The organism is Streptomyces boncukensis (assembly GCF_011045075.1).
Taxonomy (GTDB): Bacteria; Actinomycetota; Actinomycetes; order Streptomycetales; family Streptomycetaceae; genus Streptomyces; species Streptomyces boncukensis.
Genome location: NZ_JAAKZZ010001058.1, coordinates 1 through 834, shown reverse-complemented (window position 1 = coordinate 834; position 834 = coordinate 1). Strand labels below are relative to the sequence as shown.

At 75.7% G+C, this 834-nt stretch carries 1 protein-coding gene; it reads right to left on the bottom strand.

The annotated features are described in order from the left end of the window. On the bottom strand, positions 1–545 hold a 545-nt coding region (locus G5C65_RS37915), incomplete at its 3' end, for a 5-oxoprolinase subunit C family protein (protein ID WP_420903416.1). Positions 546–834 lie beyond the last annotated feature (289 nt).

Below are 834 nucleotides of genomic sequence, written 5' to 3'. Positions count from 1 at the left end.
GTCCCGGCCCCCCGAGCCGCATACGCCGCACCGCGCGGGGGCGCCGGATCGCCGAGCGGCAGGGTGTCGCCGTCGCGCAGCGGCGCCGGGCCGAGGCCGGAGAGCAGATCGGTGGCCCGGCTGCCGAGCACCGGTTCGGCGGCGAGGCCGCCCGCGAAGCCGACGTAGCCGCGCACCCCGTACTCCGCGGCCCCCGCCTCCAGCACCGCGCCCGCCGGCACCCGTACGGGCAGCCCCCAGGGCGCGGGGCGCCCGCCCACGGTCACCGGGCAGGGGGCGCCGGTGACCACGGCGGTGACGTCCCCCTCGGCGCGCACCGCGCAGCCGGTGACGGTGGTCTCCAGCGTGGCGGCGGAGTCGGGGTTGCCGAGCAGCCGGTTGGCGAGCCGGTGCGCGGCCTCGTCGAGGGCGCCCGAGCGGGGCACGCCGAGGTGCGCGTACCCGGCCCGGCCGAGGTCCTGGACGGTGGTGAGCGCCCCGGCGCGCACCACGGTCAGCGCGTCCGGACCCGGGCCGACTCCGGGCGCTGCGGCGCGGGCGTTCACTGGGTCTCCTTCGAGGATGCCCCGGCCTTCGGGCCGGGGAGGAATCGAACCCCTGCGGAGCAGGGCAAGGAACGGGGTTTCGCCGCCAAGGCGAAAGACCGCCCACACGATCGGGTAGGCTGATCGCCGTGCGGTGCGAGAACCAAGCTCCGTATGCGCGCTGATCGAGAACCAGGACAGCGCACCCAGAGCCTTGCTCTGCACAACCGGGCTGGTTCCAACCCGGCTGGTGTTGAGGGAGTAAGACCTTGCTGGTCGCTGACCTGCGGGGCTTCCTGAGCCAGGAATC